Origin of the sequence: Flavobacterium sp. HBTb2-11-1, from assembly GCF_009826975.1 — a bacterium.
GTDB lineage: Bacteria > Bacteroidota > Bacteroidia > Flavobacteriales > Flavobacteriaceae > Flavobacterium.
Window position 1 is genome coordinate 815,010 of record NZ_WUMO01000001.1, and the last position, 24,889, is coordinate 839,898.

Below are 24,889 nucleotides of genomic sequence, written 5' to 3' on the forward strand. Positions count from 1 at the left end.
AATGAAAAGATTTGGTCTTTTACTTTTAATGGTATTTTTTCAGTATTCGGTTTTTGCTCAAAAAACGAACGCTAAAGAAGAGAATGCTGTAAAAAGTCAGGTTGAAATATTGCGTCAGGCAATGATTGATGCTGACGGAGCGAAGTTAAAAGCACTGACTTCTGATCAATTAAATTATGTTCATTCTAATGGGAATTTTCAAAATCAAGCTGAATTTATAGAGGGAATAGTTAGCGGAAAATCTGATTTTGTATCTATCGATTTTCAAAACCAAACTATAACAATTCAGAATGATGTTGCTATTGTTCGGCATGTTTTATCGGCTCATACCAAAGATGATGGTATAGATCGAGATATTAAAATAGGAATAATGCTGGTTTGGCAGAAACAAAAAAATAAATGGATTCTTATTGCCAGACAAGCATATAAATTAACTACATAACAAACAACCACAAAATGAAAGTATTAGTAACAGGAGGATTAGGGTTTATCGGTTCCCACACCGTAGTCGAATTGCAAAATGAAGGCTTCGAGGTAGTGATTATTGATAATCTTTCAAACTCTTCAGAAGATGTTTTAAAAGGAATTACAGCGATTACGGGAAAAACGCCGTTATTCGAAAAAATTGATTTAAGAGAAAAAAGCGATGTTTGGGATTTCTTTAAAAAACATAATGATGTTACTGGGGTTATTCATTTTGCAGCTTCAAAAGCTGTTGGCGAAAGTGTTGAACAACCATTGTTGTACTACGAAAACAACATTAGCAGTTTAGTTTATCTTTTACAGGAATTACAGCAAAAACCTGAAGCAAGTTTTATTTTCAGTTCTTCTTGTACAGTTTACGGTCAAGCTGAAAAAATGCCAATTACAGAAGATGCTCCGGTTCAAACTGCCATGTCTCCTTACGGAAATACAAAACAGATTGGAGAAGAAATTATTATAGATACAGCTAAAGTTACCAATATCAGCGCTATTTTATTGCGTTATTTTAATCCAGTTGGAGCGCACGAATCTGTAGAAATTGGAGAATTGCCATTGGGGGTTCCTCAAAACTTAGTTCCATTTATTACACAAACGGGAGTGGGTCTACGTCAGGAATTATCTGTTTTCGGAAATGATTACCCAACGCCAGACGGAACTGCAATTCGCGATTATATTCACGTAGTAGATTTAGCGAAAGCACACGTAATTGCGTTACAGCGTTTGTTGAATAAAAAGAATTTGGCAAAAGTGGAGACTTTCAACTTAGGAACAGGAAAAGGAAGTTCTGTTCTTGAAGTCATTCATAGTTTTGAAAAAGTCAGCGGTAAACAATTGCCTTATAAGATGATGCCTCGTCGTGAAGGTGATATTACTGAGGCTTATGCAAATACAGACAAGGCAAATAATGTCTTAGGATGGAAGGCTGAACTAAGTTTGGACGAAGCGATGGCAAGTGCTTGGAAATGGGAACAAAAAGTGAGGAATAAGTAATTTTTAATAAAATTATAAATTTTTGAAATCCCAGATTATAGCAATATAGTTTGGGATTTTTTTTAGCTATTAACTATCATGAAACAAAGTTTAGATTATAAATTAATATTTGCCTTAGCGGCTGTTGGAATTATTTGGGGAACTACTTTTTTAGGAATTAGAGTCGCCGTTGAAACGATTCCGCCTTGGTTTGTAACTTCAATTCGTCAAGGTCTTGCGGGATTTATTATGATGACCATTTTATTATTCAAAAAAGAATTAAAATGGATTGGCTGGGAGAATTTTAAACAACAGCTTATTGCTTCGGTTTTAATGCTTGTAATTGCAAATGGCTTTACGACAATTGCAGAGCAGAATATCCCTAGCGGATTAGCATCAGTTATAAATGCCTTGACTCCAATTCTTATTTTTTTGGGCAGTAATATGTTTGGATTGCAAAAACCAAGTTTAAAAGGATTTATTGGTGTCATTATAGGATTTTCGGGAGTCGTTTTTATATTTAAAGACGGTTTGGGATCTTTTCTAGATGCCGATTACATAATCGGAATGATGTTTATGGCATTTGCAATTACTGCATGGGCAGCTGGAACAATTTATACCAAACTGCATGGAAATAAGTCTAAAAATATAGTTCTTAATTTATTTTACCAGTTTACAATGGCTTCTTGTATTCAGATTGTTTTGGCATTTATTTTCTCGCCTACTATTGATGTGAATTTATGGAGCACGAAAAGTATTTTAGCTGCATTGTATTTGTCAATTTTTGGATCAGTAATTGCTTTTTTCAGTTATAATTATGCTTTAAAACACGTTACTCCAGTTCAGGTTTCAATTTTAGCCTATATCAACACCATAATCGCGGTATTTTTTGGCTGGCTGATTTTGGATGAAAAAATTACCGTTGATTTTATAATTGCTACGGCGCTTATTATTTTAGGAGTTTTTATTATTAATTACAAAAAGAAGGAAAAGCAAACTGTCTAAATTTTGATTCAATTTATTTTGTAAATTTGTAAGATTAAAATGTAGGAATTATGGGTTCGAATAAAGAAAATAAAAAGAAGGATAAGGTTGAAGAATCGAGGGTAGAATACGAAATCCAAAAACCAAGTCGACAAGGTATAGATTTCGAAACTTTTGATTTTGATGCTGAGTTTGCGAAAGGATTGACTCCAGAAGAGTTTAAAGCTGAAATGTATAAAAGAATAAAAGCTTATCCTTGGAAAAAATAATTTTTAAAGAAGAAGTTCTTAGGTATTTTGATAATTTAGTTTATAGACTTTTTGAAGATGAATATTTTGGTTTTCCAGAATCGGCTCGAGATTATGTAGATAAAATCGTTGAGTTTGTTCTTTTAAGTATTTCAAGCTTTCCTCATAAGAAAACTCCAAAATCTCTTCAGTCTTTAGGGGCAGATTATATTTTTTATAAAACCAATTCAAGAACAACTTGGTATATCTTTTTTGAAAAAAGAAATCAAAATTATCTAATTACAGGAATTTTAAATAATCATAACGAAGAAGCAAAAGAGTTATAAAATAAAATCCTCATAAACTTATCAAAGCATATGAGGATTTATTGTTTTATACAGTTAACAACTGAAAACTGTCACTGCGACTGAACGCTTAAAAACTAAGCGTTAGCAACAGCAGCTTCTTTATCAATTTTATTTATCAATCCAGTTAAAACTTTTCCAGGACCAACTTCAGTAAACAAAGTAGCACCGTCAGCGATCATTTGCTGTACAGACTGTGTCCATTTTACAGGAGCAGTCAATTGAATGATTAAGTTCTTTTTAATTTCGTTAGCATCAGAAACTGCGTTTGCAGTTACATTTTGATACACAGGGCAAATTGGAGTAGAGAAAGTAGTTGCTTCGATTGCAGCAGCCAATTCTTCTCTTGCAGGTTCCATCATTGGAGAGTGGAAAGCACCTCCAACAGGTAAAATTAAAGCACGTTTTGCTCCTGCAGCTTTCATAGCTTCACAAGCTTTTTCAACAGCAGTAGTTTCACCAGAAATTACTAATTGACCAGGGCAGTTATAGTTGGCAGCAACCACAACGCCGTCGATAGAGGCACAAACTTCTTCAACAACATTATCAGCTAATCCTAAAACAGCGGCCATTGTAGAGGGAGTGATTTCGCAAGCTTTTTGCATTGCTAAAGCACGTTGAGAAACTAATTTTAAACCATCTTCAAAAGATAAAGTTCCGTTAGCCACCAAAGCTGAAAATTCTCCTAATGAATGTCCTGCAACCATTTCCGGTTTGAAATCTTCTAAAGTTTTAGCTAAAATAACAGAGTGTAAAAATACTGCTGGCTGTGTAACTTTAGTTTCTTTTAGTTCTTCGGCAGTGCCTTCAAACATGATATCTGTAATTCTGAAGCCTAAAATTTCATTGGCTTTTTCGAATAATTCTTTGGCTAAAGCCGAATTTTCATAAAGGTCTTTACCCATTCCTGTGAACTGTGCACCCTGACCCGGAAATACGTATGCTTTCATTTGTCTAATTTAATTTTTACTTTTTTTAAAATTGAAAATTAGTTTCAATTGGAAGGCAAAAGTACTATTTTTTTATTTCGTATAATCCTTAAACATATAAATCCATGCTAATCTGGAAAATCTCAGGTTAAAAGGAGTAAGTAGAGTGATAGAAACAGCAATAATTGGAAGGATTCTTAAATCAAAATTCTTTTCGAAGAAAAACTGTGCAATACAGTATGTTGCGATACCCTGCGCTACTGTTAATCCGTAGTTTACGTACATGGCACCAAAAAAATAGCCAGGTTCTTTTTGGAATTTGTAATGGCAGTGACTGCAGTATTCATTCATTTTTGGGAAACTGAAATTAAGAAAGATATTCTTGTCTGTAAAAACTTTTCCTTTATGACAAACAGGACATTCGTTTTTTAAAATATGAGTTAATGCGCTTGACATGATATTGTTAATTTTTGTTTATACAAAGGTAATTCAGGGCGTTATAAAAGTCTTTTTAGTATCTTCGCTTATTGTAGCACAATAAAGACATTTTGTCTTTAAATTTTAAAGAATAAAATTCCAAATTACAAAATGAAAAAGTACCCCATTTATAGCGTTCAGAATTTTAGCTGTAATGATATTCACCGCGATTTTTATATAAATACTTTTACAGAACATTTAAAAAACCATAGTTTCGTTGAAGAACCGCACCGACATGACTCTTATTTGATGGTGTTTTTCACCAAAGGTTCAGGTATGCATGAAGTCGATTTTGACCAGTTCGAAATCAAAAGAGGAAGTCTTTTTGTGCTACAGCCAGGACAAATGCATCATTGGAATTTATCTGAAAATATCGAAGGCTTTGTAATTATCTTTTCGCAGGAATTGTACAATTTGTATTTCGGACAGAAGAAAATCAACGATTATAATTTTTATCATTCCATTCAAAACCGACCAGAAATGGTTTTTGAAGAAAAAGAAATTCCTAAAATCCTTCCATACTTCGATTTGCTGATTCAGGAAAATAACCAAGACAACAAATACCAATTGGACAAATTATTGAATTTATTGGATTGCATTCATATCGAAGTGGCGAGAAAATATGGAGAAACCTATTCGCATCAAACCCATTCATATAATATCAAAATCAACAAGTTTGAATCGCTTTTAGAAGAACATTTCAGAACTCAGAAACTGCCTTCGTTTTATGCAGAAAAATTAAATATCACGCTGAAGCATTTAAATAGAATCTGCAACGAAATCCTTCAAAAAACAGCCACAGAAGTAATTATAGACAGAGTGATTCTGGAAATAAAGCGAATGCTGATCGACAAGCAATTAGCTGTAAACGAAGTCGCATTCAAAGTCGGCTACGAAGATTACTCATACTTCTCCCGATTCTTCAAAAAACAAACCGGAATGTCACCAACAGAATTTAGAAACACAGTGCGTTGAGTTTTTTGTTTGCCACGAATTACACGAATTACACGAATTACCACGAATTATTTTTTTATAGCCACAGATTAAAGGATTATTTGGATTAAAAAATCTGTGAAAATCTTTTTAATCTGTGGCGAAAACATATTTCCGTTTTGAAGAGAAATTAGTGAAAATTAGTGCAATTCGTGGCAAATAAAAAAGCCCTGCGAGTAAACGCAGGGCTTTGTCAACCAATTAAATCTAATCTAAAACCAAAAGATTAAGCTTGTTTTACAAACTGTAATTCAATGTTTAATTTTACTTCTTCGCCAACTAAAACACCACCAGTTTCAAGAGCTGAGTTCCAGTTTAATCCCCAATCTTTACGATTGATTTTTCCTTCTATGCTTAAACCAACTTTAGTGTTTCCCCAAGGATCAGTCATGATTCCGCTGAATTCAACTGGGAATTTTACAGTTTTAGAAACACCTTTAATGTCTAAATCTCCAGTTAATTCAAACTCACCATCGTTAATCTTTTTGAAAGCAGAAGATTTGAAAGTTAATTTTGGATGATTCTCAGCGTCAAAGAAATCACCGCTTCTCAAGTGTCCGTCACGATCTGCGTTTGCAGTGTCGATTGAAGCGATATCAGCAGAAAAACTGAAATCTGCATTATCAAAACTTTCCCCTTCTGTGATTGCAGAAGCCTCGTAAGTTCCAAATTTTCCTGAAACATTAGTAAACATCATGTGTTTAACTTTAAAACCAATTTCTGAGTGAGTTGGGTCAATTGACCATTTTGTAGTTGCCATAATTTTATTTTTTTAAATAATTAATTTCATTTTGATAGGACAAAGTTACGGTGACAGTTGCCCTGGAGCACTTAACCTAGATTAAGAAATGAAAAATGTAATTTTTTGCCACTCCCGATAGCTATCGGGATACACAGATTGGAAGGATTAAAAAAATATTGCCACAAATTCCACTAATTTTCACAAATTCAATTAAATCAAAATTCGTGGACATTCGTGTGATTCGTGGCGAATAAAAAATCATTTTAATCTGTGGCAAAAGCTATAACATATACTTAGCTTTTGTTATTTATGTAATATGTCAACGCTCCCGACGGGCATTTATTAACAGTAGAAATAATTTTCTCAGTTGTAGATTGCTCCGGGGTAATCCACGGTTTTTCTTTTGGGCGAAAAACATCTGGATTGTTTTTGACACAATTAGCCGAGTGAATGCATTTTCCAGATTGCCATACAATCGTTACTTCGCCGTTTGTGTATTCTTTAGTGAGGTTATTTGGATTCATGGTTTAAAATTTTAAGGATGAATTTAATTTTAAAGTCAAACCAATTTTTTTACTTATAAAGTTAGTCTTTCTTTTGAAATGGAACAAAAAAAGAAACGATAATAATCTGATTTTCAGGTTTATTATCGTTTCAAAGTACAGGTATTAATTGTTTTTTGTTTGAATTAATAATTCATCGGAATGTCCATTAATAAGAATTCAGCGTCTGTATTCGCTTTAATGTTTAAAGTATCAGTTCCTGAGATTCCAACCGCATCACGAGAATTTAATTCCTGACCGTTGATGGTTACATTTCCTTTTAAAACGAAAGCATAAACTCCGTTTCCTTCTTTTTTGAGTTTATATTCAGCAGTAACTCCAGAATCGAAATTCCCCATGTTGAACCAAGCATCTTGGTGAATCCAAACTCCTTCATCATCTGCATTTGGAGATAAAACCTGAGACAATTTATTATGTCTGTCGGCAACATCCAAAGTAATTTGCTGATAGCGTGGCGTTACGTTTCTTTTGTTTGGAAACAGCCAAATCTGCAACAATTTAGTCTGCTGATCTGCATTTGGGTTAAACTCACTATGCTGAATTCCAGTTCCCGCGCTCATTACCTGAATGTCCCCGTTTTTAATTACTTCAGTATTTCCCATACTGTCTTTGTGAGCCAAATCTCCTTCTAACGGAATCGTGATAATTTCCATATTATCGTGAGGGTGAGTTCCAAATCCCATTCCTGCAGCAATTGTATCATCATTCAAAACACGAAGCGCTCCAAACTGAATTCTATCCGGATTGTACCAGCTCGCAAAACTAAAGCTGTGATAAGCGTTTAACCATCCGTGATTTGCATTTCCTCTCGATTCTGCTTTGTGCAATACTATATTTTCCATGATTTTGTCCTTTCTTTATTTTTATAGTACAAAGATACGGCCGATGTAGAAGAAAAGCACTTAATCTAGATTAAGAAAGATTTTTGTGAGGAGCAAAGGTTTAGAGTTGCAAAGGTTCAAAGGTTTTTTCATGCAGTTTGTCATACTGAGGAACGAAGGATCACACAAGAAATTCCATCTGCATAATCGCCAATCTTTGTCGAGTTTCGAGTACGATCCTTCGTTCAGGATGACAAGATTGCATTCAAAGAAATAAACTTTGCGACTTCGCGTCTTTGCGAGATTATTAAAAAGCTTAAATTATTTAATCCGAATCAATTTTCCTTTCCCAGCCACTTCATCAAGATAATTTGCAGAAGAACTTTTCTTATGATGCATAAAAAAAGGAATCGTATCTTTTTCGATTTGATCTTTTGAAATGCTGATAATTAAATCAGTATTAATGAAATTATCCAGTAATATTACGTTGCCATATGAAATTTTCCCTTTCGGCATGAACTTGTTATCAAAAACAAAAATGCTGTCCTTAAAAGTAATTTTATCTTTTAAGATATAAGCATTATCGTCTTCAATCAAATAATTATAACGGCCAGTAAGCTTATCCGTTTTTTGGTTGAAATTGATAAATAACAAGGTTATTAGTAAGGCAAAATATTTCATGGCATTCTAACTATATTGATTCATAAACTGCTGTACAACTGCATCAGTATTCTCATGGCGTTTCTTTCTTTCTAAGACAATTGGCGGAGCAGCTCTTTCTAAACAGTCTTTTACGGCACAAGTTTCGCAAGTTACACCAACAATTCGTTTTACCAAAGGTTTCCCATCAATGAGCTTAAATTTCTTTTTCATTGTCGGATTAATTAAAATTCCAACGGAAATACTTCGAATAGTATCATGCAAAAAAGGATCTTTTGTAGCCGATGAAAAAACTAAATATTCGTTTCCGCTGTTCGCATAACTCGATATTTGAGCATCAAAAAAATGAGGTTTATTTTGTTTGATGGCTTCGTCAATTGTTTTTACCGAAACCCATCTTCTGCAATAATGTTCATTGGTTTCGTTGGCGTGCGGTTCCTGCTGATGTGTAATGTGCAATTCTTTGTTTATCTGATAAAAATCAGAACCTATTTTGTGCGATAATCTTAAGAAGAAAAGGTTTTTTAATTGAAAATCCTTCGGTAATAAATTAGTCAATCGCTGGTAAAAGGATTCAGGCGAAACTTCGAAGCTTTCAATTAATTGAACAAATTCTTCCGGTTTTGGATTTTCATTTTCTAGAAAAGAATTGATTTTATCAACTACTAATTTTCTCGGCAATAATAAAGCACCGGCAAAATAAGAAGCATAAAAGTTATGCAGAACCTGATCGAAATTTTCAAACTTAATCCAGCTGAAAGTCAGCAGACGATCAGAAATTTTCAAATAATTATAGGCTATTTCTTTTGCTAAAATAAAGGCTTTCTGTGGAGCATCAATTTCGGTTGAAAGCAATAAAGTTTTGCTTTTAGGAACATAAATCGAACGTAAATCGCCCAATGCTTCCTGATCTGTAAAGGCGATTTCTTTGATGTTGTATTCGTATTCTTCTTTTAAAATCGCTTCGAGTTCTTCAATGCTTATTTTCGAATCAAGATTAATCTGAAAGGATTTCGAAAACGCAATTACTTTCTCTTCTAAATCTTCAAAATAATTGCTGTGCGCTTCCTGATACGAACGCAAAGCGGCTAAAAAGAAACTTTCACGGCTCAAATTATAATGCTGTGCAATTTCGATTATTGTACTAATAAACGCATTGACTTTTGCTGGAGCATTCGCAATAATATCAATTAAATCTGCCTCCTGAATTCCGAAAAGCTCTAGCGGAATCTCTTTTAAAATTCCTGATTTCAAGATTTCGCCAATCGGAGCGAGATTATTATCGAGTTTTAAAGACACCATTTGGTCGTAAGTCACGTCCAAATGTTCGCACAAAAGCAAAATTTTATCTGTTTTCGGATATTTTTTTCCCTTTTCAATCTCGTTTAAATACGATTTTGAAAGATTGGTCAGTTTAGCCAAGCCAAAAAGTGACAGGTTTTTTTGCATGCGAACCTGTTTCATTTTTAGCCCAAAAATCAGCTTTATATAGTCTTTTTCGATATCCATAATCCAAATGTAAGTAATCTAAAAATAATCGCCAAAAAAAATATTTTTAAAATTTAGCGAACGTTCGCTTGTTTTGTAAAAAACTTTTTTATAACATTGTGTCGTTGAAACTTGTTAATTATGAATTAGTTATGATTGGTGTGTTTTTGACGAAATGAAATGAAAAACAGAAAATCTGGTTTATTAAATAAAAAAATAAAATCTGCAGCTATGAAAAACCAATTAGAGATCACTGAAATGGCTATAGAATTCCTAGCCGACAAAAAGCTTGCTTATCCAAAAATCTGGACAGAAGAAGCGACTGCGTTTATTATCGAATTGCATAAAAAATTCGAATCGCAAAGAAAATTACTGCTTTTACAGAGAGAACAGAAACAAGTCACTTTTGATCAGGGAATTATGCCGGTTTTTATTCCAGAAACCAAAAGCATCAGAGAAAGTAATTGGACAGCTGGAGAAATTCCGAAAGATTTACTGGACCGAAGAGTGGAAATTACTGGACCAGTTGACCGAAAAATGATTATTAATGCTTTGAACTCTGGTGCGAAAACTTTTATGGTCGATTTTGAAGACAGCACTTCACCAACTTGGGAAAACTTGATGGACGGACAAATGAATTTGATTGATGCCGTTAATAAAACCATCACGTTTACCGATTTGGTGAAACAGAAATCCTATCATTTAAACGAGAGAATCGCAACGCTGATTGTTCGTCCAAGAGGTTTGCATCTTCCTGAAAAGCATGTTTTGATTGAAGGAAATGAAGTTTCGGGTTCTTTGGTAGATTTTGGTTTGTATGTTTTTCATAATCATAAACGACTTTTAGAAAACAATTCGGGACCTTATTTCTACATTCCGAAATTAGAACATTATCTAGAAGCGAGATGGTGGAATACTGTAATTGATTTTACAGAAGATTATCTAAATCTGAAACGAGGAACCATAAAAGTGACGGTTCTAATAGAAACCATAACAGCAAGTTTTCAGTTGGATGAAATCATTTATGAACTAAAAGAGCATATTGTGGGCTTAAACTGCGGGCGTTGGGATTATATTTTCTCTTACATTAAAAAGTTTAGAAAAAATCCAAAATTCATTGTTCCCGATCGCGATCAGGTAAATATGACTTCGCCTTTTATGAATGCGTATTCAAATCTGGTAATTCAGAGATGTCATAAACGTGGAATTCATGCGATTGGCGGAATGGCAGCACAAATTCCGATTAAAAATAATGAAGAAGCCAATGCCATTGCTTTCGCAAAAGTAAAAACCGATAAAGAACGCGAAGTTCGAAATGGTCATGACGGAACTTGGGTGGCGCATCCAGATTTAGTTTCAATAGCAAAGGAAGTTTTTGATAAAGGAATGCCGTCTCCAAATCAGATTCATGTAAAAAGAGAGCATCGAAGAATTACAGAAGCCGATTTGATTGAACCGCCCATTGGATTAATCACAGAAAATGGGGTTCGAAAAAACATAAATGTAGCAGTGTTATATCTGGCTTCATGGCTAAACGGACAAGGCGCAGCAGCTTTGCATAATTTAATGGAAGATGCTGCAACGGCTGAAATTTCAAGATCGCAATTGTGGCAATGGCTTCAGAATAAAGTGATTTTGGATAATGGGCGAAAATTAGATTTGGCATATTATCATGAATTGGCTTTAGATGAATTTAGAAAACTCAAGGAAGAGCTAGGAGAAGAAAATCACGAAAAACAGCAGTTTCCATTAGCCGAAAAATTGCTGGAAAGATTGGTTGTAAATCTGCATTTTGTTGATTTCTTGACGATTCCATGTTATAAATATCTATAAAGAATTGATTTGATTTCCTGCAAGGTTTCAAAAACCTTGTAGGTATCATGATCGTGATTATAAATACCTACAAGGTCAAAAAAAGACCTTGCAGGAAATCACAAACACTTACTAACCAACTTAACTATATCATTTATGAAAACAACAGAAGACAGAATTCAGGAATTGATTAACGATTGGATTACGAACCCAAGATGGAAAGGCGTTGAACGTCCTTACACTGCGAGTGAAGTTGTGACGCTTCAAGGGTCTTATAAAATTGAGCATTCTATTGCCAAAATGGGTGCTGAAAAATTATGGAGAAAGTTAAAAACTCAGGATTATGTTGCGGGTTTGGGAGCGTTGACTGGAAATCAAGCGATTCAGGAAGTCGATGCGGGTTTAGAAGCGATTTATTTAAGCGGATGGCAGGTGGCTGCCGATGCAAATCTGGCGGGAGAAATGTACCCTGACCAGTCGCTTTACCCTGTTAATAGTGTGCCGATGGTAGTGAAAAAGATCAATAACGCTTTACTGCGTGCCGATCAGATTCAGACTGTAAATAAAATTGAAGATAAAAAAGATTATTTAGTTCCGATTGTTGCGGACGCCGAGGCTGGTTTTGGTGGAAACTTAAATGCTTTCGAATTGATGAAATCTATGATTGAAGCTGGAGCTTCTGGAGTTCATTTTGAAGATCAGTTAAGTTCTGCTAAAAAATGCGGACACTTGGGCGGAAAGGTTTTGGTACCAACACAAGAAGCAATTAATAAACTAATTGCAGCTAGATTAGCCTCGGATGTTATGGGAGTTCCAACTTTAATTGTTGCTAGAACAGATGCTGATGCAGCAAATTTATTAACAAGTGATGCTGATCCTAGAGATAGAAAATTCTTGACAGGAGAAAAAACAGCTGAAGGTTTCTTTTATGTAAAAAATGGAATCGAGCAGGGAATCGCAAGAGGTTTGAGTTATGCGCCTTATGCTGATTTGATTTGGATGGAAACCAGTAATCCTGATTTGGATTACGCTAGAAAGTTTGCAAAAGCCATGAAAAAAGAATTCCCAGATAAAATGCTGGCGTATAATTGTTCTCCGTCTTTCAACTGGGCAGCAAAATTATCAGTTGCGGAAATGGAAACGTTTCGAGAAGATTTAGCCGAAATGGGATATGCTTTCCAATTCATCACTTTGGCAGGATTCCATGCTTTGAATACTAGTATGTTCGAATTGTCTAAAGCGTACAAAGAACGCGGAATGGCAGGATATTCTGAATTGCAAGAGCGAGAATTCGCATTACAACAAAACGGATTCAGAGCGGTAAAACATCAAGCTTTCGTGGGAACTTCTTATTTTGATGCTGTTCAAAATACGGTGATGTTAGGAAAATCAGCCATAACAGCAATGGAGCATTCAACAGAAGTTGAGCAATTTTAATTCACAACAACACGGTTCGTTTTGAGCCGTGTGTGTTTTTTTTGCCACAGATTTCACAGATTAGAATGATTAAAAATGTTGCCACGAATTACACAAATTTCCACGAATTAAATCGGAATAATATTGAAATAAAATTTGTGAAAATTTGTGTAATTTGTGGCTAGAAAAAATCTTTTTAATCTGTGAAATCTGTGGCTAAATATTATTTCTTCAAAAGGCGAGCTTTCATTTTGCTGAAAAATTCTGGTGTTACGCCAATGAAAGAAGCGATTTGTTTTTGAGGAACTTTGTGAACTAATGTTCCATATTTTTTAGTGAATTTTTCAAAACGTTCTTCTGCAGGCAAACTTAAATTGTCCATTAATCGCTGCTGATTCGCAACTAATGAATTCTCAATTAAAATCCTGAAGAAACGTTCCAGTTTTGGGATTTCAAGATACAATTGTTCTTGATTTTCTTTGGATAAAGAAACCACTTCTGCTTCTTCTAAAACTTCGATAAAAAGCTGTCCTGGCTTTTGCGAAAAATAGCTGTACATATCGCTCATCCACCAGCCTTCACAGGCAAAAGAAAGTACATGTTCGACAATATTATCGTTGATATTGAAACTTCTTAAAATTCCGGAGTTTACAAAATAGGAATGTTTGCAGACTTCACCAGCGTTTAATAAAAGCGTTTTAGCTTTATACGTGTTGGTTTCCAGTTTAGATAAAAAAAGCGCCTGTTCTTCTGGTGTCAGAGAAACGTGTTTGGCAATGTTTTCGAGAATTAATGCCATTATTTTTTATCGTCTATTAAAGTAAATGAAGTTGCTTTGAATCTGTCTCCTTTTATTTCTCCCGTAACTAAAGCTTTGCTGATTGCATTGCAAAAACCTTTTTCAGCGTGGGCATCTCCATGATCGTGAATCGTAGTTCCGTCAACAAAATAGCTTTTTCCGTCAATACGAACGGCTAAATCGCAGCTTTTGCCTTTCATTCCGAATTGGCATTCTCCGCAAGAAGCTTCGACAACAGTTGGTTTATCAAATTTCTTTTTGTCTTGTGCCTGTACTGCGATCCCAATAAAAAGGAAAGTTGCTAAAAGTATATTTTTCATAGCTAAGAATTTACAGTTATTAATTTTGCCGTTTCTTTGGCATGTTCAGTTATTTCGTTTATTGGAGTTGAAAGCGTATCATAACTTAAAACAACTCCCATTCTTCGGTAAGGTCTTGAAGTTGGTTTTCCAAAAATCCTGAAATCGGTTTTTGGTAAAGCCGCTACTTTTTCGATTCCAGTAAAAGTTGGATTTGTCGAATCTTCTGATGCTAAAATTACAGCACTTGCTCCAGCTTTTTCTAAAGTAATTTCGAAAATTGAAAGACCTAAAATGGCGCGTAAATGCAATTCAAATTCGTTGAAATTTTGTGTTCCTGCCAAAGTTACCATTCCGGTGTCGTGAGGACGCGGAGAAAGTTCAGAGAAATAAACCCCTTCGTTAGTTAGGAAAAACTCAACGCCAAAAAGCCCTGCTCCGCCAAGTGCCTCGGTAATTTTTTCGGCCATATCCTGAGCTTCGTATAAGTCTTTTTCCGAAACCAAAGCCGGCTGCCAGCTTTCCTGATAATCGCCTCTTTCTTGTCTATGGCCAATTGGTGCGCAAAATAACGTTGGATTGCTATTCTGGGTAATCGTCAAAAGCGTAATTTCTGAATGAAAATCAACAAAAGCTTCTACAATCACTTCGATTACGTCTCCACGAGAACCTGCAACAGCATATTGCCAAGCCTTCTCAATATCGCTTTCTGTTTTGATTGTTGATTGTCCTTTTCCAGAAGAAGACATTAAAGGTTTTACCACACACGGAATTCCGACTTCCTGAACGGCTTTTTGAAGTTCCTCTGCCGATGTTGCATATTGGTATTTTGCTGTTCGTAATCCGAGTTCTTTGGCTGCTAAATCTCGAATGGCTTTGCGATTCATGGTAAAGTTGGCCGCTTTCGCAGAAGGGACAACAGTAATGCCTTGTTTTTCGTAATCGTAAAAACGTTCGGTGCGAATGGCTTCTATTTCGGGAACAATAAAATCTGGTTTGTGTTTGGCTACGATTCGGTCAAGCGCTTCCCCGTCAAGCATATTAATAACTTCGAAATCGTGTGCAACCTGCATGGCTGGTGCGTTTTCGTAACTGTCAACTGCGATTATAGTTTGTCCGATTCGTTGTGCGGCAATGACAAATTCTTTGCCTAATTCGCCTGAACCTAGGAGTAGTATTTTCATTTTGGAGTGTTGTAATGTTTGAGTAGTAAAAGTAGGGAAAAAGCTTTTTTTAACCGCAAAGTTCGCAAAGATTTACGCAAAGAGCGCTAAATTTTTGTTTTTAAGATAAAAAAGAACTCAAAGAATTTCTCACGCAGATTTTGCAGATTCAGCAGATTTAATTTAATAACCAACTTACGTTTTAGAAAAAGTAACTACACAGTTTGTCATTTCGAGGAACGAGAAATCACACTCGGGATTCGACGAAGATTGGCGATTTTGATTGCGGAGTTTCTAGTGCGATTTCTCGTTTCTCGAAATGACAAGATTCTGGGAATTATAAACGTAAAAGTTCTCATGAAACCGTTTGCGTGAGGGATAGAAGTGGAAAGCCCACAGCCGTGAGGAACGAACAGGCGAGGACTTGTAGTGGATAGCCCGACCCGGAGGGACACGCCCAAAATAAAAAAGTTCGCAAAGATTGGTTTAAAATCTTTGCGAACCTTGCGTATACCTTTGCGTCTTTGCGGTTAAAAAAAACTCTTCGGTTAAGAATTAATGAAAATGATCTTCTTCAATTTCAAATTCAGCATCTTTTTCCCAGATTTCCATTTCGCAGGGTTTGCAGTTGAATTTTAATTTGTATTCTAATTCTCCCTGTTTCAATACTAATGGTTCTTTTACCTTCACACCAACTATGTCTTTTTGGTGAATCGGACATTTTTTCAATTCGTATTTGATGCAATATTTAGTTGTCATTACACGAGATTTTCCTGGATCCCATTGTAGTTCGAATGCTTTTTCGATTTCGGTAACGCCGTGGCGTTCGTAGAATTTACGAGCAGTTTTGTTTGAAACGTTGTACATGAAATCCAATTTCGTTTCTGGATACGGATGTGACGTTTTTACCAATTGATGCTCTTCACGAACGTAATTTGCCAAACGAATTTCTGATAACTGTTCGAAAACATTTCTTCTCATTTCGTTGATTTTTGAAATAGGAAGAAACCAGTTTTCAGAGAACATTACATTGATTTCATCAGCACTGTAAGGTGTAAAACCTGTTTTGGCCAATTGAACTTTGATGTTTTCTTCAATCGATTCGCCTGTTTTCGTTTTTTCTTTCGGGTGTTCTAATTTTACTGTGCTTACGTTTCCGTCTTCATCGGTTGCGATTAATTCAAAACCGTTTTCGTTTTCTGTCAGCAGTAAAGTAGTTCCGATTTTACGGATCGCACTGTCTTCTCTTTCTACAATTTTGATGAAGGCAGCGTCGTTGTTTCGGTAAATGAAAGTTCCGTCTTTGATTTCTTTTAAAACGTTTGGATAAACTTTTCCGTTTTCGGCTTTGTTTACGTAGATTCCATCTGCTTCATTATTTTCGTTGATAAAGCAAAGTCCGTCGCCATTATTTAACAATTCGCCGTTTTCGATTTCGTAAGCACCGCCAACAGTTCGGATTAATTTACCAATATATTGTCCTTTTGATTTTGGACTTTCCCAAGAACCAATGCTAGCGTGTCTTTCGTTTACAAAATAATCAGTATAGCCACGGTTGAAAGTTCTGTTTAAAGCAGAATCGAAAGTATAAGTACATTTTCCAGAAGAAGCTTTAATATATTTGTCGCTTCCCTCTAAATAACTGTCTAATTTCTGACGAAGATAAGACACATTGTTTTTCACGTAAGCCACGTCTTTTAAACGTCCTTCAATTTTAAAAGAAACGATTCCAGCTTCAATCAAATTCGGGATTTGGTCTGAAACGTCTAAATCCTTAATCGAAAGTAAGTGACTGTTTCTGATTAAAGTGTCTCCGTTTCCGTCAATTAAGTTATAAGGTAAACGGCAGTTTTGTGCGCAGGAGCCACGGTTGGCACTTCGTTCTCCGTTTGCCACGCTCATATAACAGTTTCCGCTAAATGATACACATAAAGCTCCCGTTACGAAGAATTCTAATTCAACATCAGCGTAATCGTAGATTTCTTTAATTTGATGCAGGTTCAATTCACGCGCTAAAACCACACGTTTGATTCCGGCATCTTTAAGGAATTTTATTTTTTCTTTGTCACGATTATTAGCTTGTGTACTGGCATGAAGAACGATAGGAGGCAAGTCCATTTCCATAATCGCCATGTCCTGAATAATTAATGCATCAACACCAATATCGTACAATTCCCAGATCATGGCACGACAGGTTTCTAATTCGTTGTCGTATAAAATGGTATTGATAACAACAAAAACCTGTGCGTTAAATAGGTGCGCGTATTTTACTAATGCAGCAACATCTTCAATAGAATTGTTGGCATTAGAACGTGCTCCAAATTGTGGCGCACCAATATATACTGCATCGGCACCGCTGTTAATAGCTGCCATTCCGCCGATTAAATCTCTTGCTGGAGCTAATATTTCTATTTTTTTCTTCATTTCTAAAACTTTAGCCTTTTGTGGTATTCACGAAAAAAAGTGTGCAAAGGTCTAATAAATTATTTGAGTTTGCTAGTCCTGAAGCGATTTTTTTGAAATTGTTAACTTATATGGGATGATGATGGTTAAGAAATGTAATTATTTAGAAATATTTAATTGTCCTTGTGGTTTCTGATTTTTTTACAATTTTGCCTTCCATTATTGTTGAATATTTTTTCTTAATCCAGTTTCCGAATTTATCGTATTTTAATTCCATCTCATATTTTGACGATTTTATAATATCTCCATATTCATTTACAAGGTCAGCAGGATCGCTTTTTGAAAAGTTTATTTTACTGGTTTGAGAATTCATAAGTTGATTATTTATGTCAAAATATTTAATGATCACCTCATTTTTATCATAGTCATATTCATTTTTTTCTGTCCCAATAATTTGATTTCCCTTAAAGTTTATGATCTCAATTGGATTTCCTTTTTCATCATTTACAAAATCAGTATGTCTAAAAATGTTTCCATTTTGGTCTTTGTCTGTTACATTAACTAAATAGCCTTTAGAGTCGTAATTATAGTAGGCAATTTCAATCGTGTGCCCGAGATATCTGTGCCAATTTTCAAATTTTCTGCCTATACAGCGAACTCCAGTTGAGTCATATGACCTTGTTAAACGTTGTTTTAAATTACCCTCTCCGTCATATCTAAATTCTGTGACAATATTATTTTGAGCATTGTAAGATTTAATTTCTTTAGTTTGTTCAGTTGTATTATTTGAATTATAAAAAGTTGTGTTTGTTATAGTTTGTAAAACTGGCCTTGTTGAATGAAAGTCATTGTTTTTGCCAAAATTTAAAGAAGTTAAAGTACTTTGAGAATAAATATTGATATTTGAAAAAAGTATTAATATGAAGATTAAATTTTTCATTTTGATTAGAAATTGGTTGTAACGAAAGTAAGATTTATTTTTCAATTTCAACAAAACAAAAAACCACCCAACCCGAAGGTTAAGTGGTTCCTCAAAAAAAGCATGAATCGATAGATTAATTTGCTCTCATTTTAATTTGTGATAAAGTGTTTTGAATACTGTTTAGTTGTTTTGAAACAATATATACCTGATCATGTTCCAAATGATTTTCTTCGAGCGCCATTTTGTATTTTTCGATGGCAGCTTCTTCACCAGTGATGCAGGCATTTATGATAGCTTCTGTGTCGCCACCCGTAAAAGCAGATTTTATATCAATCCAAGTACGGTGCAAAGCTCCAAGCGGACCTCCACCAGAAGTATCTGTCGATTTTCCTAGTTTGTTGATTTGGTTTTGTAGCTCTACAATAAATAAAGCTCTTTCACGGGCATATTCAAGGAAATCGGTTTTCATTGCTGGATTTTCTACATGCTCCGCTGCATTTGTATACCCTAATTTTCCATCTTCAAGAATTGAAATTAATCCTTCTAAAGTTTTAATGGTTTCTGTGGTGGTTTCTTCTGCATGTGTCATGACATATAATTTTTAAAAATTAATATGTTACAAAGTTTGCAATTATAAAGTGTTTTGTTTTACAGGATTACAAGCTAGGTTTATAATATTGTAGAATGGAAATTTTGAAACTTGTATTTTTTTGGTTTGTCATGAATATCTTGAATTTCAACAACTTTCAAAGCTCCAAAGTTACCTTTTAAAATGATATTTCTACTTATCGTTCCGCGTGAGGGATAGAAGTGGAAAGTCCAAAGCCTGACGAAGGAATTGCGAAGACTTATGTGGATAGCCCGATTCACCTCGACCAACACGCCCATCTAATATTAAATTGTAACCCAATGCTTGATTGTGTCGTCAAAGTTAAAATCAATCATTAATCAATCACTATATGAAAACAATTTTAAAATTTTTAATTCTTCTTTTGATTTTCCAGAATGGATTTTCTCAAAATTTAGAAGCTAGAATTGACAGTTTAATTTCTTCTAAGTTTAAATCTGAGAATCCAGGAGCTGTTTTTTTGGCTGTTAAAAAGGGAAAGGTTATTTATAGAAAAGCTTTTGGGATGGCAGATTTAGAAATGAATGTAAAAATGAAACCTGAATTTGTTTTCGAAATTGGATCTATGACCAAACAGTTTACGGCAGTTTCTATTTTAATGCTGGCTGAAAGAGGAAAACTTAAGCTCGATGATGAAATCACGAGATTTATTCCAGATTATCCAACACATGGAAATGTGATTACAATACATCATTTACTGACACATACTTCTGGAATCAAAGATTTTACAAGCATGAAGTCTATTAAGGATATTGCAAGAGAAGATTTGTCGCCAAAAGAGCTTGTTGACTTTTTTAAGGATCAACCGATGGATTTTAAACCTGGCGAAGAATATAAATATTGTAATTCTGGATATGCACTTTTAGGGTATATTATTGAAATTGTTACTGGACAGGCTTATGAAGATTTTGTGGTTCAAAACATTTTTAAGAAAGCTGGAATGGAAAATAGTTATTATGCAAGTCATGATAGGATCATTAAAAATAGAGTTTCTGGCTATCGCGACAAAAGTGGTTATGTAAATGCAAACTATATCAGTTTTTCTATACCTTATGCTTCTGGTTCAATAATGTCTACCGTAGATGATTTACTAAAATGGCAAAATGTACTAAACGGAAATTTATTATTAAGCCCAAATTATAGAGAAAAAGCTTTTACAAATTATAAACTAAATAACGGGACAAATATAGATTATGGATATGGTTGGCATTTGGAAAAAGTAAAAAGTAAAACAATTCGTGAACACGGAGGAAGTATTTTTGGTTTTAAATCTATGGGAGTTTATGAGCCAACAGATCAAATTTGTGTGGTTGGTTTGAGTAATTGCGAATGTAATTCTCCAACTGTTATTACAAAAGAGATTGCTTCTCTTTTAATTGACTAAAGAAAAACTTTTAGGATGTTTTGAATCTCCCGAATAAATTCAATAAAAAACAGCTTAAAGTATAAAAGTGATGAAACTTTTGAACCTTAAGCCGTTTTTGTAAACTTTAGAATATTTTTATGCCGTTAAAGCTTCTTTGATTCTGCGTAATGCTTCTTTTAAAATATCGTTGCTTGTTGCGTAAGAGAAACGAATACAGTTTGGATTTCCGAAAGCGTCACCAGTTACGGTTGCCACGTTTGCCTCAGCTAAAAGATACATAGATACGTCGTTTGCATCTTTGATTTCGTGTCCTTTTAAAGTTTTTCCGAAGAAAGAAGAAACGTCTGGGAATACGTAGAATGCTCCTTCTGGAACGTTAATTTTGATGCCTGGGATTTCTTGTAATAATCCAACCACTAAATCTCTACGACCGTGGAAAGCTTGAACCATTTCGTTTAATACGCTTGGATCAGCATCAACAGCAGTAATTGTAGCTCTTTGTGCTACAGAATTTGCTCCAGATGTTACTTGTCCTTGGATTTTTGTACACGCTTTTGCGATAAATTCAGGAGCTCCGATATAACCAATTCTGTATCCTGTCATTGCGAATGCTTTTGCAACTCCGTTTACAGTGATTGTTCTATCTAACATTCCTGGGATTGAACCTATACTGCAAAAAGTTCCTGAGAAATTAATATGCTCATAGATTTCGTCTGCGACTACGTAAATATTTGGATGCTTTTCTAAAACTTTTGCAAGCGCTGTCAATTCTTCTCTACTGTAAACAGATCCAGATGGGTTACATGGAGAAGAGAACCACATCATTTTTGTTTTCGGAGTGATTGCTGCTTCTAATTGCTCTGGAGTAATTTTAAAATCAGTATCAACAGAAGTTGGAACTTCAACAGGAACTCCGCCAGAAAGTTTTACGATTTCGAAATAAGAAACCCAGTAAGGTGCTGGTAAAATAACCTCGTCACCATCGTTTAACATTACTTGCGCAATATTGTATAATGATTGTTTTGCTCCTGTAGAAACTACAATTTGAGATGGTTTGTAATCTAAATTATTGTCTCTTTTGAATTTTCTGCAAATTGCCTCTCTCAATTCAAGATACCCTTCTACTGGAGAATAAGTGCTATAATTTTCGTTAACTGCTTTAATTACTGCTTCTTTGATAAAATCAGGTGTATTGAAATCAGGCTCGCCTAAACTTAAGCTGATAATGTCTTTTCCTTGTGCTTTTAATTCGCGAGCTAAAGCAGCCATTGCTAATGTTTGCGAAGTCGCTAAGTTGTTGATTCTGTCCGAAAGAATATGATTCATTATAAAATTTTTGAATGTCCTTAATTTGCTGTGTCGATTAAGGAAGGTTAATATTAATAGATTTCTTTTAGTTCTTAAACTGCTAATTCTGGTTTCATTCCCAATTCACGTAGATGCTTAAAGTGAGCAATGACAGCACTTCGCATCGTTTTATATTCATAATAAGGCAAATTGCATTCTTTTGCCGTTTCTTTTACAATTTTGGCAATTTTACCATAATGAATATGACTGATATTTGGGAAAATATGATGTTCGATCTGATGATTTAATCCTCCTGTATACCAATTTACGATTGGGTTTTTAGGAGCAAAATTAGTTGTGGTGTACAATTGGTGAACCGCCCAGGTGTTGTCCATCTCTCCCAATTCATTTGGAGTTGGATTTGTAGTATGATCTACAACGTGAGCTAATTGAAATACTATACTTAAGATTAAACCTGCGGTGTAGTGCATTACAAAAAATCCTAAAAGCACTTTCCACCAAGTGATTCCAATAAGAATTGGAAGAACAATCCAGATAGAAAGATAAATGATTTTAGTAATGATTAAAGTGGTCCAAAGAATTTTTGGGCTTTTTGGTTCTCCGTAAGATAATTTTCTTTTAAGGTAATTGCGCATCTGCTTAAAATCGGTTGTAAGTGCCCAATTGAAAGTCAATAACCCGTATAAGAAAACAGAATAATAATGCTGAAAACGGTGAAAACGATACCATTTTGCATGTTCAGTAAAACGAATAATTCGTCCTGCATCCAAGTCTTCATCATGGCCTGGAATATTAGTATAAGTATGGTGAAGCACATTATGCTGTACCTGCCAGTTGTAAACATTCCCAGCCAGAACGTAAATGGTTCCGCCCATAAATTTATTGATCCAATTTTTAGTCGAATAAGAACCGTGGTTTCCGTCATGCATTACGTTCATTCCAACACCTGCCATTCCAATTCCGATTACGATCGATAATAGTAGCATTACCCAAAATGGCATGTCAAGCGTTAGGATTAAAAAATACGGAGTTAAAAAAACAGCAAATAGAATAACCGCTTTTAAATGTAATTGCCAGTTTCCGGTTTTTTTGATATTATTTTCTTTAAAGTAATTGTTAACGCGAGAGTTAAGCGTTCTGAAAAACTTTAAATTGTCTTGCCGTGCAAAAGTTGGAGCAGTGTTATTCATAATTAATTTAAATAGATTTCAAAGGTAATTATTATAAATTTTCAATTTGCAAAATTGAGTTAAATATTTCAATCGTAAAGTAGTACTTTTGTTAAAAAATTATAGCAATGGATGAGATATTGAAATATTTTCCCAATTTGACTGATCTTCAAATCGAACAATTTCAAAAATTAGACTTTTTATACCACGATTGGAATGAAAAAATCAATGTGATTTCGCGTAAAGACATTGATTCATTATATACAAAACATATTTTGCATTCATTAGGAATTGCCAAGGTTATGAAGTTCGAACCTGGAGCAACAGTTTTAGATGTTGGAACAGGTGGAGGTTTTCCTGGAATTCCATTGGCGATTCTTTTTCCTGAAACCCGTTTTTATTTAATTGACGTTATTGCCAAAAAAATAAGAGTGGTTCAAGGTGTTGTTGATGCATTAGAACTAAAGAACGTAAAAGCAGAACAAAAACGTGCCGAACTGGTAAAAGGTGATTTCGATTTTATTGTAAGCCGTGCCGTTACTAATATGCCTGACTTTGTTTCATGGATTAAAGATAAAATCAAGAAACAGAACAAGCACATGTTAAAAAATGGAATTCTATATTTGAAAGGCGGTGATTTAACCGAAGAGTTAAAGGATTTTCCAATCGCGACTTTATATGATTTGGCTGATTTTTTTGAAGATGAATTTTTTGAAACCAAAAAGGTAGTTCATCTTCCTTTAAAATTTAAACCTTAAAGTAAAATAACCCGAGTAGAACTTTCTAAACGGGTTGTTTTTTGAACAAAACTAAAGCTTAAAATTATGAAGCCTTTTTTGGAAGATTTATAAAGCTATTTGCCTTAAGGTCTAAATTGTCAATGAAAGCATGTATCGCATTTTCTGACGCTTCAACTGAATATTCGAATGTTTCATCAAAGAAAAACTCTCTGCAGATTACAGGTTCATTTAATGAATCGTATACAGCTTCGTCACTTTCGTCCAAAACATCATTTTTGTATGGATTAGAATGGGAGTGCATTAAGTTGACGATAGTTTTAGCAAACCAATTGTCGAACTTTTTCTTTTTTGGTGTAATATGGCGTGCGAGCAACACTAATCCTACTAAATCATTTTGCAAAAAGTATGAGCCTTTGCGGTATCTTGCATCTATCATACTAACATTCATTAGAGCAATCCATAATGCACCATTAACCGAACCAGTTGCAGGGATTTCGAAATCGGTGTCAAACAATAATGGTTTGGTTTGTTCGCGATTTTTTACAGAACACCAAATGGCTTCAATACGTTTTTGTGTATCATTAGCTGCTTGGGTGTAGCCTGTAAAACGCCAGTAAATCCATTCTAATAATGCTGCTGTTAAACCTACTGATCCTTTGTGATTTATTTGCATTAAAGTTTCTTCAAGGCCTTCATTTCCTTCAACAGGATCTAAAAGTTTGTTTATTTTCTTTTTTGTCCATTTAAAATCAATAGCATGCCCAATGCATTTAGACTCCATAATAACTTTAGGAACATTGTTTAAATTTCTCATACTTATGTTGTTAATTTTACTAAATCTTTTTAATGTTTTTTAATATTGAGACAAATGTAGGCGGATGGGTTCTTTTTGGTAGGAACAATAAGCTTTTAAAGTATCAGAATAGGGTATTTAAAATTTTTAAAGTGTTGATATTTAAATAAATAAGAAAAGTATTACAAAATAGACAGTTTGAATAGATCTAAAAATCGAGAAGGCGGCCTATTGTTGAAGAAATGGCAGATAAAGTGCAATCAAAATAATAACTGTTTATTATGATCTGCATTTACGAGAAGTAATTTTTATAAAAAACAAACGCGTGTAATTTTCAAAGAAATTACACGCGTTTTTATATTCTGAATCT

At 34.5% G+C, this 24,889-nt stretch carries 26 protein-coding genes; 10 read left to right on the forward strand and 16 right to left on the reverse strand.

The features are described from left to right. Nucleotide 1: 1 nt before the first annotated feature. The 5 genes from GR162_RS03570 to GR162_RS03590 all read left to right on the forward strand — a co-directional run bounded on the left by GR162_RS03570 (nucleotide 2) and on the right by GR162_RS03590 (nucleotide 3,010). Nucleotides 2–442, forward strand: a complete 441-nt coding sequence (locus tag GR162_RS03570) for a nuclear transport factor 2 family protein (RefSeq protein ID WP_091136508.1) — start codon at nucleotides 2–4, stop codon at nucleotides 440–442. A gap of 14 nt (nucleotides 443–456) precedes the next feature. Then, a complete protein-coding gene (gene galE / locus GR162_RS03575; RefSeq protein WP_160781009.1) occupies nucleotides 457–1,473 on the forward strand; it encodes a UDP-glucose 4-epimerase GalE in 1,017 nt (338 codons plus the stop codon). Between the two features lie 78 nt (nucleotides 1,474–1,551). Further along, a complete protein-coding gene (locus GR162_RS03580) occupies nucleotides 1,552–2,457 on the forward strand; it encodes a DMT family transporter (protein WP_160781010.1) in 906 nt (301 codons plus the stop codon). A 50-nt stretch (nucleotides 2,458–2,507) separates the two neighbouring features. Beyond that, entirely contained in the window at nucleotides 2,508–2,705 is a 198-nt protein-coding gene (locus GR162_RS03585) for a hypothetical protein (RefSeq protein ID WP_160781011.1), read from the forward strand. Then, nucleotides 2,693–3,010, forward strand: a complete 318-nt coding sequence (locus tag GR162_RS03590) for a hypothetical protein (RefSeq protein WP_160781012.1) — start codon at nucleotides 2,693–2,695, stop codon at nucleotides 3,008–3,010. Before GR162_RS03585 ends, GR162_RS03590 begins: the two co-directional genes overlap by 13 nt. A gap of 95 nt (nucleotides 3,011–3,105) precedes the next feature. Here the strand turns inward: GR162_RS03590 and fabD are convergent, their stop codons facing one another. Then, on the reverse strand, nucleotides 3,106–3,978 hold the full coding sequence (gene fabD, locus GR162_RS03595) for an ACP S-malonyltransferase (RefSeq protein ID WP_129746473.1): 873 nt from the start codon (nucleotides 3,976–3,978) through the stop codon (nucleotides 3,106–3,108). A 72-nt stretch (nucleotides 3,979–4,050) separates the two neighbouring features. After that, a complete protein-coding gene (locus tag GR162_RS03600; protein WP_008467253.1) occupies nucleotides 4,051–4,413 on the reverse strand; it encodes a DUF983 domain-containing protein in 363 nt (120 codons plus the stop codon). Between the two features lie 132 nt (nucleotides 4,414–4,545). Here GR162_RS03600 and GR162_RS03605 point away from each other — a divergent pair, with 132 nt between their 5' ends. After that, a complete protein-coding gene (locus GR162_RS03605; RefSeq protein ID WP_160781013.1) occupies nucleotides 4,546–5,409 on the forward strand; it encodes a helix-turn-helix domain-containing protein in 864 nt (287 codons plus the stop codon). Nucleotides 5,410–5,653: 244 nt separating this feature from the next. Here GR162_RS03605 and GR162_RS03610 read toward each other — a convergent pair whose 3' ends face one another. From GR162_RS03610 to GR162_RS03630, 5 genes are all read right to left on the reverse strand, one after another. Next, nucleotides 5,654–6,187 (reverse strand): YceI family protein, encoded by a 534-nt coding sequence (locus tag GR162_RS03610; protein WP_160781014.1) that lies wholly within the window; start codon nucleotides 6,185–6,187, stop codon nucleotides 5,654–5,656. Between the two features lie 275 nt (nucleotides 6,188–6,462). After that, nucleotides 6,463–6,693: a (4Fe-4S)-binding protein gene (locus GR162_RS03615; RefSeq protein ID WP_160781015.1), complete on the reverse strand. Its 231-nt coding sequence runs from the start codon at nucleotides 6,691–6,693 to the stop codon at nucleotides 6,463–6,465. Between the two features lie 164 nt (nucleotides 6,694–6,857). Continuing rightward, nucleotides 6,858–7,574 (reverse strand): pirin family protein, encoded by a 717-nt coding sequence (locus GR162_RS03620; RefSeq protein WP_160781016.1) that lies wholly within the window; start codon nucleotides 7,572–7,574, stop codon nucleotides 6,858–6,860. 300 nt (nucleotides 7,575–7,874) lie between these two features. Continuing rightward, entirely contained in the window at nucleotides 7,875–8,234 is a 360-nt protein-coding gene (locus GR162_RS03625) for a hypothetical protein (protein WP_160781017.1), read from the reverse strand. Between the two features lie 6 nt (nucleotides 8,235–8,240). Next, nucleotides 8,241–9,722 carry a helix-turn-helix domain-containing protein gene (locus GR162_RS03630; protein ID WP_160781018.1) on the reverse strand — a complete coding sequence of 494 codons (1,482 nt, stop codon included), beginning with the start codon at nucleotides 9,720–9,722 and terminating at the stop codon, nucleotides 8,241–8,243. Nucleotides 9,723–9,932: 210 nt separating this feature from the next. On the opposite strand from GR162_RS03630, the gene aceB reads away from it, so the two are divergent. Continuing rightward, nucleotides 9,933–11,534 (forward strand): malate synthase A, encoded by a 1,602-nt coding sequence (aceB, locus tag GR162_RS03635; RefSeq protein ID WP_160781019.1) that lies wholly within the window; start codon nucleotides 9,933–9,935, stop codon nucleotides 11,532–11,534. A 135-nt stretch (nucleotides 11,535–11,669) separates the two neighbouring features. Further along, nucleotides 11,670–12,950 carry an isocitrate lyase gene (aceA, locus tag GR162_RS03640; protein WP_160781020.1) on the forward strand — a complete coding sequence of 427 codons (1,281 nt, stop codon included), beginning with the start codon at nucleotides 11,670–11,672 and terminating at the stop codon, nucleotides 12,948–12,950. Between the two features lie 202 nt (nucleotides 12,951–13,152). Here the strand turns inward: aceA and GR162_RS03645 are convergent, their stop codons facing one another. The 6 genes from GR162_RS03645 to GR162_RS03670 form a co-directional block, all read right to left on the reverse strand. Continuing rightward, nucleotides 13,153–13,728: a Crp/Fnr family transcriptional regulator gene (locus GR162_RS03645; protein ID WP_066032734.1), complete on the reverse strand. Its 576-nt coding sequence runs from the start codon at nucleotides 13,726–13,728 to the stop codon at nucleotides 13,153–13,155. Continuing rightward, complete coding sequence (locus tag GR162_RS03650; RefSeq protein ID WP_008467236.1) at nucleotides 13,728–14,048, reverse strand: DUF6370 family protein; 321 nt, start codon at nucleotides 14,046–14,048, stop codon at nucleotides 13,728–13,730. Before GR162_RS03650 ends, GR162_RS03645 begins: the two co-directional genes overlap by 1 nt. 2 nt (nucleotides 14,049–14,050) lie before the next feature. Continuing rightward, nucleotides 14,051–15,283: a formate-dependent phosphoribosylglycinamide formyltransferase gene (gene purT, locus GR162_RS03655; protein ID WP_370516228.1), complete on the reverse strand. Its 1,233-nt coding sequence runs from the start codon at nucleotides 15,281–15,283 to the stop codon at nucleotides 14,051–14,053. Between the two features lie 462 nt (nucleotides 15,284–15,745). After that, entirely contained in the window at nucleotides 15,746–17,614 is a 1,869-nt protein-coding gene (locus GR162_RS03660) for a U32 family peptidase (RefSeq protein WP_160781022.1), read from the reverse strand. 142 nt (nucleotides 17,615–17,756) lie between these two features. Next, nucleotides 17,757–18,533, reverse strand: coding sequence for a hypothetical protein (locus GR162_RS03665; protein ID WP_160781023.1), 777 nt, complete (start codon nucleotides 18,531–18,533; stop codon nucleotides 17,757–17,759). A 115-nt stretch (nucleotides 18,534–18,648) separates the two neighbouring features. Beyond that, nucleotides 18,649–19,104: a PA2169 family four-helix-bundle protein gene (locus GR162_RS03670; protein WP_066032728.1), complete on the reverse strand. Its 456-nt coding sequence runs from the start codon at nucleotides 19,102–19,104 to the stop codon at nucleotides 18,649–18,651. A 370-nt stretch (nucleotides 19,105–19,474) separates the two neighbouring features. On the opposite strand from GR162_RS03670, the gene GR162_RS03675 reads away from it, so the two are divergent. Beyond that, nucleotides 19,475–20,527 carry a serine hydrolase gene (locus GR162_RS03675; RefSeq protein ID WP_160781024.1) on the forward strand — a complete coding sequence of 351 codons (1,053 nt, stop codon included), beginning with the start codon at nucleotides 19,475–19,477 and terminating at the stop codon, nucleotides 20,525–20,527. A 117-nt stretch (nucleotides 20,528–20,644) separates the two neighbouring features. Here the strand turns inward: GR162_RS03675 and GR162_RS03680 are convergent, their stop codons facing one another. Together GR162_RS03680 and GR162_RS03685 are read right to left on the reverse strand one after the other, a co-directional pair. Beyond that, on the reverse strand, nucleotides 20,645–21,835 hold the full coding sequence (locus GR162_RS03680; protein ID WP_160781025.1) for a pyridoxal phosphate-dependent aminotransferase: 1,191 nt from the start codon (nucleotides 21,833–21,835) through the stop codon (nucleotides 20,645–20,647). 74 nt (nucleotides 21,836–21,909) lie between these two features. Then, nucleotides 21,910–23,007 (reverse strand): acyl-CoA desaturase, encoded by a 1,098-nt coding sequence (locus GR162_RS03685; protein ID WP_160781026.1) that lies wholly within the window; start codon nucleotides 23,005–23,007, stop codon nucleotides 21,910–21,912. Nucleotides 23,008–23,114: 107 nt separating this feature from the next. Here GR162_RS03685 and rsmG point away from each other — a divergent pair, with 107 nt between their 5' ends. Beyond that, the gene (gene rsmG / locus GR162_RS03690; RefSeq protein WP_160781027.1) at nucleotides 23,115–23,744 is read left to right on the forward strand and encodes a 16S rRNA (guanine(527)-N(7))-methyltransferase RsmG; all 630 of its coding nucleotides are present in this window, start codon (nucleotides 23,115–23,117) and stop codon (nucleotides 23,742–23,744) included. 64 nt (nucleotides 23,745–23,808) lie between these two features. On the opposite strand, the gene GR162_RS03695 is transcribed toward rsmG, so the two are convergent. Beyond that, nucleotides 23,809–24,540 carry a hypothetical protein gene (locus GR162_RS03695; RefSeq protein ID WP_160781028.1) on the reverse strand — a complete coding sequence of 244 codons (732 nt, stop codon included), beginning with the start codon at nucleotides 24,538–24,540 and terminating at the stop codon, nucleotides 23,809–23,811. Between the last annotated feature and the right edge of the window lie 349 nt (nucleotides 24,541–24,889).